This window comes from Protofrankia sp. CiP1_Cm_nod3 (genome assembly GCF_982290655.1).
In genome coordinates, this window is the sequence record NZ_CEVIVD010000150.1 from 4,745 (window position 1) to 11,891 (window position 7,147).

Here is a 7,147-nt window from a genome sequence, read left to right on the forward strand (position 1 = left end):
GCGCCGGGACTGACGGCCCCTGGCTGACGGCCCCTGGCCTGACGGCCCCGGGGGTGACGACGCGGCGCGGCCGGTGTCCCGGGCGGCCGCCGTGGGCCGTACGCGCGGGGCGACAGGTGAGTGCGCGCAGGGTGTGTGTACGGGCGTGTCCCGCGCAGTCTAGGCTTTCACCCATGGCATCGGTGTCGTTGTCCAAGGGCGGCAATGTATCCCTCAGTAAGGTCGCCCCCAACCTCCGTGCGGTGACCGTCGGTCTCGGCTGGCAGGTACGCCAGACCTCCGGCGCCGACTATGACCTCGACGCGAGCGCGATCGTCGTCGACGACCGCGGCAAGGTTCTCTCCGACCAGTATTTCGTGTTCTTCAACAACCTGGTCAGCCCGGACGGGGCGGTGAAGCACCTGGGCGACAACCTTGTCGGTGGCGGTGGCGGGGACGACGAGCAGATCACGGTCGAACTGTCCGCGCTCGCGCCGCAGGCGTCCAAGGTTGTCTTCGCGGTGTCGATCTATGACGCGGATGTTCGCCGGCAGACCTTCGGCCAGGTGCGGAACGCTTTCATCAGGGTGAGCGACTCGACCACCGGTACGGAGATCGCCCGTTATGATCTTACCGAGGACGCGTCCACGGAAACCGCGATGATCTTCGGTGAGCTCTATCGGTATTCCAGTGAATGGAAGTTCCGCGCGGTGGGCCAGGGATACGCCTCGGGCCTGCGGGGAATCGCCCTCGACTTCGGCGTCAACGTCTCCTGACCGGCTGCTGTCCCGACCGTTGGCGTTGGTCAGCAGGAAAGCCGAGGTGTTCGGCGGGCCAGGTGGGCGCCTCCGTGGAGGATAACTCTTACGGATGAGAACTCTTACGGAGACGCCCGCTGTTTTCGCCCGCTGTTGTCCGCCTGAAGGGCCGCCGGCGGTGCGCTGATGTTTTTCGCGCCGCCGGCGGCCCAGGGCCTCGGGCCCCTCTACGGCGATGTCAGGTGGTCGGGGCCGGCGTCAGGAGTCCCGATGACTGCGCGCCGATCGTGGCGGCCGGGCCGCCGGTGACGGACGACCCCTGGAGATCGTCCCGCCATGCCAAGGAATGCCGGTGGAGAGCGATGTTCTGGGGGGTCGCCGTGGGCTTTTCCTTGAAGACGAATGCCCGGCGCAGATCGGCATGGCGGTTCTCGGTGAAGAAGTTGACAGCCATCCGGCTCAGCTCACGGGTGCGGTAGACCTCAAGAGGCATCTCGGCCTCGTCGGCGGCGAGCCGTGAGGTCTTGGCGTCCAACGCCTCCTGCCAGCCCGCGCCGGCCAGTTCGCTGGCGAGGGCCAGCAGGGCGTCGTCGTACTCCGACGGCTCACGGGGGAGCAGCCGGTCCACCAGGCCCATGTCGGCCGCTTCCACGTCACCGACGGGAAGGCACTCGGTGGTCAGCGTCGCCGCGGCATCCTTACCGACTCGTCGTGGCAATGTGTACGTCCAGTATTCGGATCCGTACAGTCCCATGTTGTCGTAGTGCGGGTTGAGTACCACTCCGGTACGGGCGGCAACCAGGTCTGCGCCGAGTGCGAGCATGATGCCGCCGGCGCCGGCGCTGCCCGAGATGCCCGCGACCACGAGCTGGCTGGTGCAGGTGATGATGGCCTGGCACAGGTCGTCCATCGCGTCGATGTTCGTCCAGGCGGCGGTCGCGGGCCGTTCGGCCGCCTCGATCACGTTCAGGTGGATGCCGTTGGAGAAGAAGGTGTCACCGCCGCGCAGCACGATCACACGGGTGTCCTGCTGGCTCGCCCAGGTGAACGCGGCGAGCAGCCGGCGGCAGTGCTCCGTGGACATGGCGCCGTTGTAGAAGTCGAAACTGATCCACCCGACGGGGCCGTGACGGTGGTAGCGCACGTCCCGGCCGGTCTCCGGGCCGGGAGCCTCCGACGTCGCCACCGGCAGCGGCTGGACGTGGTCGGCCAGCACCAGGTTGGCCGGGAGTTTGGGCTGGCTGGCGCGGCGGAGGTGCCCGATCCACACCGCGCCGTCAACGGTGGGCACCAGCACGGCGCCGTCCCGCCGGGACAGCAGGGTGTTCTCGCGCTCACCGTCGCGGGCCCGCGTGGCGGTGAACGCGACGGCCGGGCTGGCGTCGAAGGCGCGTAGCTGCTCGCCGAACAGCAGGCAGGGGGCGCCTGGTGAGCCGTCCGATGCCGCCACCTTGCGCAGGACGTCGCTGGTGGTGTCGGTGTCCCAGTCGATGCGCCGGTCGTCGGCGCGGGTGGAGGGCCGCAGCCTGCCGCGCAACCGGTGTGCCGGGATGCTGTCGAGCGGTGTGGGCACGAATCCGACGACCTGTGCCTTGTCGACCACGTCGTGGATGACGGCGATGGCCGCGTCGGTGACCGGCCCGTTGTAGAGTGCCGACTTGCTGATGCCGAGTGGGACGGCGAACTCACGGGCCGACCAGATCGGCCCGGCGTCCATCTCGGCGACGGCCTGCAGAGCCGTGACTCCCCAGGTCGACGCCCCTTCCAGAATGGCCCAGTCGAGCGAGGACGGCCCGCGGTCACCGACCGGCCCCGGGTGGATGATGATCGTCTGTCGGGTCATCCAGATGTCGTCCGGTACCCGTTCGCGCAGGAAGGGGCATATGATCAGGTGAGGATCGGACAGCCGGACGGCCTCGCGTATCGTTTCCGCGCTGAGCGCGAGCTCGACCGTCACACGGTGGCCCGCGCGCTGTAACTCGACCCATGCCCGCTGGGTGAGCCCGTTGAACGCGGACGAGAGTAGAAGAATCTTCATTTTCTTTCCTTGTCAGAGGTCAGATCGAAACTCCGAACGGGTTTTCGGGTGAACCTGCTCTCCCGTGATCGGGATATGGGGGTGCGTGGATCCACGGGCTGGCCCCGCGACGGGTGGCGGCTCCCGGCGCGATGATCGCCGCTGGCGGCCGTGTCACCGTCCCGGAGGTCGCGACACGCGGTGGCTCTGCCTGGGCAGACCGAGTTCCTCGAGGTCCGCGATGGAGGAGGGCGGGACGGAGGAGGGGGTCACCTGCGCGGTTACGGCACCGGCGTCGGCGGTGGATACCGGCTGGTGTGAGCGCGCCGCGGCACGCGGTGCGGGACCGCGGCCAGCACGAGAAAAGCTGGCGTGGGCAGGCTTTTCCGAGCGGATGGCGGCGAGGTAGTGATGATCGGGTATGGGGGCGCCGATCCCGCCGGTCGCGGCGAAGATGATGAACATCAGAACGATGGACGCGGTGAAGGTGGTGATGGTCCCCATGGCGAAAGGATCGACGCCGTGCGGCCGTGGCACGGCGGGGTCGGCGGTGACCCGCGTGGCTGCCATGCCCGTGTAGTGCATCCCGCACACCGCTACCGCCATGATCACCGATGCGACGGCGCGCCGGCCGACACCACCGATGTGGAACGCGATCCAGAAGGCGGCTGTCGAGGCCACGACGGCGATGACAACGGACAGGCCGACCAGCGGCGTCACGTAGCTGATCGCCCCTTGGGTGTGCATCGCGTACATGCCGGTGTAATGCATGGCGGCGACACCGGCTCCCGCGACCGTTCCGCCGACGAGCAGCCGCTGGAGGCTGTCGGGATCGGCGGCTACCACCGTAAGCCCGACGCCGGCCACGACCACGGCGATGAGCAGCGACAGGCTGGTGACCACCTCGTTGAACGTGATCCCCAGCTCGATACGGTAGGCGACCATCCCGACGAAGTGCATCGACCAGATCGCGCACCCGCCCAGCGACACGGCCGTGAGAGTCATCCACGCCAGCCGGCTGGTGCCGGTGGCCGTACGTAAGCGGACCGCGCACGCCAGGGCCGCGAACGAACCGAACGCGGCGAGAAGGAAGGACAGCAGGACGAACACGGGGTCGTACGAAGCGTGCAGATGCTCTGCTGCGGCACTGACTGATCCCATCCAACCCCCAGGAGTTCGCCATGTGACACCCAGGGGGCTGCCGGGTAACGGCATCTGATCAGCAGCCTCCGGATCTTCCGACGGGGCAACTATAGCCCGACCGGGGCCAGCCAAGTGATGGGTTTCACGCCAAAATAAGTTATCTAATTGAATTATTTCAGGACTAACTATAGTTAAAAGAGATTTTTATGGACAAAGCGTCATGAGACGAAAAATCTTACTTTGGCAGCCAAAATATTCACTTTAAGTGATGCCTCTGGGGTGGATGGCCCGGGCGACGACCGCTGGCCCGCTGGCAGGCGTCGGCCGTCGGCAGGCCGGAGGCAATGCGATGCGATCATGTTTTCCGCGCCCGTGGCTCCTGCCGGGCCCGGCAGCCGGTCCGGGAGGCCCGGGAGGCCCGGGTCCCCGGGCCACTACGAGGCGCGACTGGCCGGATGACGACGGTGCGCGACCACCATCACCCGGACGGACAGCGTGTTCGCGTCCACCTGGTAGAGAATCCGCCAGGACGGGCCGGTCGCCTCCCACATCGTCGAACGCGACTCCGACAGGGGCGTGCCCGCCCGGCGCGGGTCGTTGCGCAGCGGGCCGCCCAGGAACCGGCGGATCTCACTGGCGGTCCGGTCGGGCAGCCGTTGCAGGTCGCGCTCGGCCGATGCCGCGACTGTCACCTCGTGGCGGGCGCTCATACCGCCACGCCGTTCATCCGTGGGCGTGACGAGCACGGGGCCGGCACGCGTGTCCGGTTCTTCACATGGTGATCGTAGAAGTCCCCGCCGCCGGCCGCCGGGGTTTCCGGCCAGGCGGGCGAAAAGGGCGGGACCACTTCGCCTCCCGCCACAATCTGTGATGGAACCTGTGACGGCGCGGCAGCCCGTGACGGCGCGACGGGACCGGCGGCGACGGACATGACGCCAAGGCTACTCATGTCACTCAACGTCCGGTGTCACTCAACGTCCAGCCGCCGCTCGGGCACCTGCCGGGCGCGGCCCGGCGCCGGCGTGGCTGCTGGTCCCCACCCGCCCGCAGGATCTCCGGCACGGTCATTCCTCCGGCAGCCTTCGGCAGCCAAGGAATGACCGTGCCGGTGTCACGGGTTGGTGCCGGGTGTGCGCTACGGAACCGACGAGATCATCCGACGGATGCTGGCCGACACGAAGGTCTGGGCGGTGGTGGGGCTGTCACAGAACACCTCCCGGGTCGCCTACTCCATCGCGGCCTATCTGCGCGCGCACGGCAAACGGGCCGTTCCGGTCCACCCGTCCGCGCCTGTGGTCGCGGGTGAGCAGGGCTACGCCTCGCTGACCGAGATCCCGTTCCCGGTGGACGTGGTGGACCTCTTCGTCCGCTCGGAGCTGGTCGGCCCGGTGGTCGACGACGCGGTCGCCATCCGTGCCGGAGGGATCTGGATGCAGCTCGGTGTCCGCGACGACGCCGCCGCGCGGCGGGCGGAACGGGCCGGACTGCCCGTCGTCATGGACACCTGCCCCCGCATGGAGGCGCCCCGCCTGGCCGGCTGGGCACCCTGACGGCCCTCCCCGGTCACCGGCCGCGCCCCCTGGCCGCCCCGCGTACCCGGGTGCCCGCACGGCGGCTGGAGTGCGCGGGCCCGCGGTGTCGCCGGCGGTGACGCCGCCGGGGCAGCCCGGGCCGGCGGCGGGGCTGGGCATGGGAGATCCGCAGCCAGCCCAGCGCCGCGGCCGGCGGGAGCAGCACCAGCGTCGGCAGCAGGTAGCGGTAGTCGAAACACACCGTGGCGGACGGGACCACCAGCAGCGCCATCTCCGCCGCCACCAGCAACGCGCAGTCCGCGCGCAGCCGCCCGGCCCCGCCGCCGGTGCCTGCGTCACCGCCGGTGCCGACACCACGGTCGGCAGTGGCACTACGGTCGGTAGTGATGTTGCTGTCGGTAGTGGCACCGCTGCCAGCACCGGTGCCGCCGCCGAGGCTGGTGCCGCCGAGGCTGGTGCCGCCGGGGCTGGTGCCGCCGGCCCGCTCGGGACCGGCGCGCCGGCCCGCGGGCAGGAAGCCGGCGGCGCCGAGCGCCACCATGACGGCCAGCGCCGGCCCCGGGGTGAAACCGTAGCGCTGGTAGGCGCGCAGGAGCGCGGCCGGCTCGGGGCCGACCCGCCGGTCGGCCCGGGTACCGTCGAAGGTGATCAGCGGTGCGCTGATGTTCCAGTACGCCGGCGTCGTCTCGTCGGGGAACTGCCAGCTGCCGACGTACCAGTCGCGTGCCCCCACCCACCGGCCGGGGGTGAGGAAATGGGCCACCTCGCCGGTCACCATCCGTGCGTAGTCCGCCGGCTGGCGCCGGATGACCTGGCGGGCGAACTCGGCCAGCGCGGCCTTCTTGCGCGCCTCGGGGAGATCGACGGTGAACCGGGGGCTGTTGTGGTTCCACACGTAGTAGTTCGGCCCGGGCCGCTGCGCCGGCGGATGCGGCGAGCAGAACAGACGGGCGTCCGGGCTGAGGTCCAGCCGCGCGCAGTCGGCGATGGGCGCCACCCGGCCGTACAGCCAGTACGTGTCGCCCCCGGTCAGCGCGTAGGCGCCGTGCGCGGAGTGGAACCAGACGGCGTACCCCACCAGCGGCGCGGCCAACGCGCCACCGAAGACGACCGAACGCGACCAGCCGAGCCGCCGCAGCAGCACCCAGGCCAGCGCCAGCACCCCCAGGACGACCCCCACCGTGCGGACCAGCGAGGCCAGGGCCAGGCAGCCCCCGGCGAGCACGCAGGCTGTCACGGACGGTCTCGGTGCCCACAGCAGGGCCGCGACGGCCACGACGAGCAGCGCCTCGAACAGCGTCTCCGCCATGACGAAGTGCTCGATGTTCACCTGGTAGGCGTCCAGCAGCACCGGTGCCGCCGCCAGCGCCGCCACCCGGGCGGTCACGCCCCGGTGCACCAGCAGCGCGTAGAGGAGGATGCCGAGCAGGACGCCCATGAGGTGCTGGACGGCTGGTACCACCCACAGCCGGTGTGTCACGGACAGTGCGCGCAGCAGCAGCGGATAGCCCGCCGGCCGGACCGGGTCGGGCACCAGGGGCCGGGCGAGCCGCAGGTAGGCCATGGAGTCCCCGGAGAACTCCAGGGCCGGCCGATAGGCGATCATGGCCAGTGCCCGCAGGACGACAGCCGGTACGAGGACGATTGTGATCGGGACGACGACGGCGGCCGGGAGGCGCCCGCGGGCCGCCATCCGACGGGCGGGGCCCGGCCGCGGG

General features: G+C 70.1%; 6 protein-coding genes. 2 read left to right on the plus strand and 4 right to left on the minus strand.

Annotation, left to right across the window (positions count from 1 at the left end; genetic code table 11):
* Positions 1–173 precede the first annotated feature (173 nt).
* Positions 174–755 carry a TerD family protein gene (locus AC5LUJ_RS20480; protein WP_250286157.1) on the plus strand — a complete coding sequence of 194 codons (582 nt, stop codon included), beginning with the start codon at positions 174–176 and terminating at the stop codon, positions 753–755.
* A gap of 220 nt (positions 756–975) precedes the next feature.
* Here AC5LUJ_RS20480 and AC5LUJ_RS20485 read toward each other — a convergent pair whose 3' ends face one another.
* The 3 genes from AC5LUJ_RS20485 to AC5LUJ_RS20495 form a co-directional block, all read right to left on the minus strand.
* Positions 976–2,775, minus strand: coding sequence for a hydrogenase maturation protein (locus AC5LUJ_RS20485; RefSeq protein ID WP_250291468.1), 1,800 nt, complete (start codon positions 2,773–2,775; stop codon positions 976–978).
* 153 nt (positions 2,776–2,928) lie between these two features.
* Positions 2,929–3,915 carry an MHYT domain-containing protein gene (locus AC5LUJ_RS20490; RefSeq protein ID WP_250291466.1) on the minus strand — a complete coding sequence of 329 codons (987 nt, stop codon included), beginning with the start codon at positions 3,913–3,915 and terminating at the stop codon, positions 2,929–2,931.
* A gap of 416 nt (positions 3,916–4,331) precedes the next feature.
* Positions 4,332–4,607 carry a type II toxin-antitoxin system RelE family toxin gene (locus AC5LUJ_RS20495; RefSeq protein ID WP_250286151.1) on the minus strand — a complete coding sequence of 92 codons (276 nt, stop codon included), beginning with the start codon at positions 4,605–4,607 and terminating at the stop codon, positions 4,332–4,334.
* 420 nt (positions 4,608–5,027) lie between these two features.
* On the opposite strand from AC5LUJ_RS20495, the gene AC5LUJ_RS20500 reads away from it, so the two are divergent.
* Complete coding sequence (locus AC5LUJ_RS20500) at positions 5,028–5,447, plus strand: CoA-binding protein (RefSeq protein ID WP_250286149.1); 420 nt, start codon at positions 5,028–5,030, stop codon at positions 5,445–5,447.
* Positions 5,448–5,460: 13 nt separating this feature from the next.
* On the opposite strand, the gene AC5LUJ_RS20505 is transcribed toward AC5LUJ_RS20500, so the two are convergent.
* A partial coding sequence (locus AC5LUJ_RS20505) for a hypothetical protein (RefSeq protein WP_493465542.1) occupies positions 5,461–7,147 on the minus strand: 1,687 nt, incomplete at its 5' end.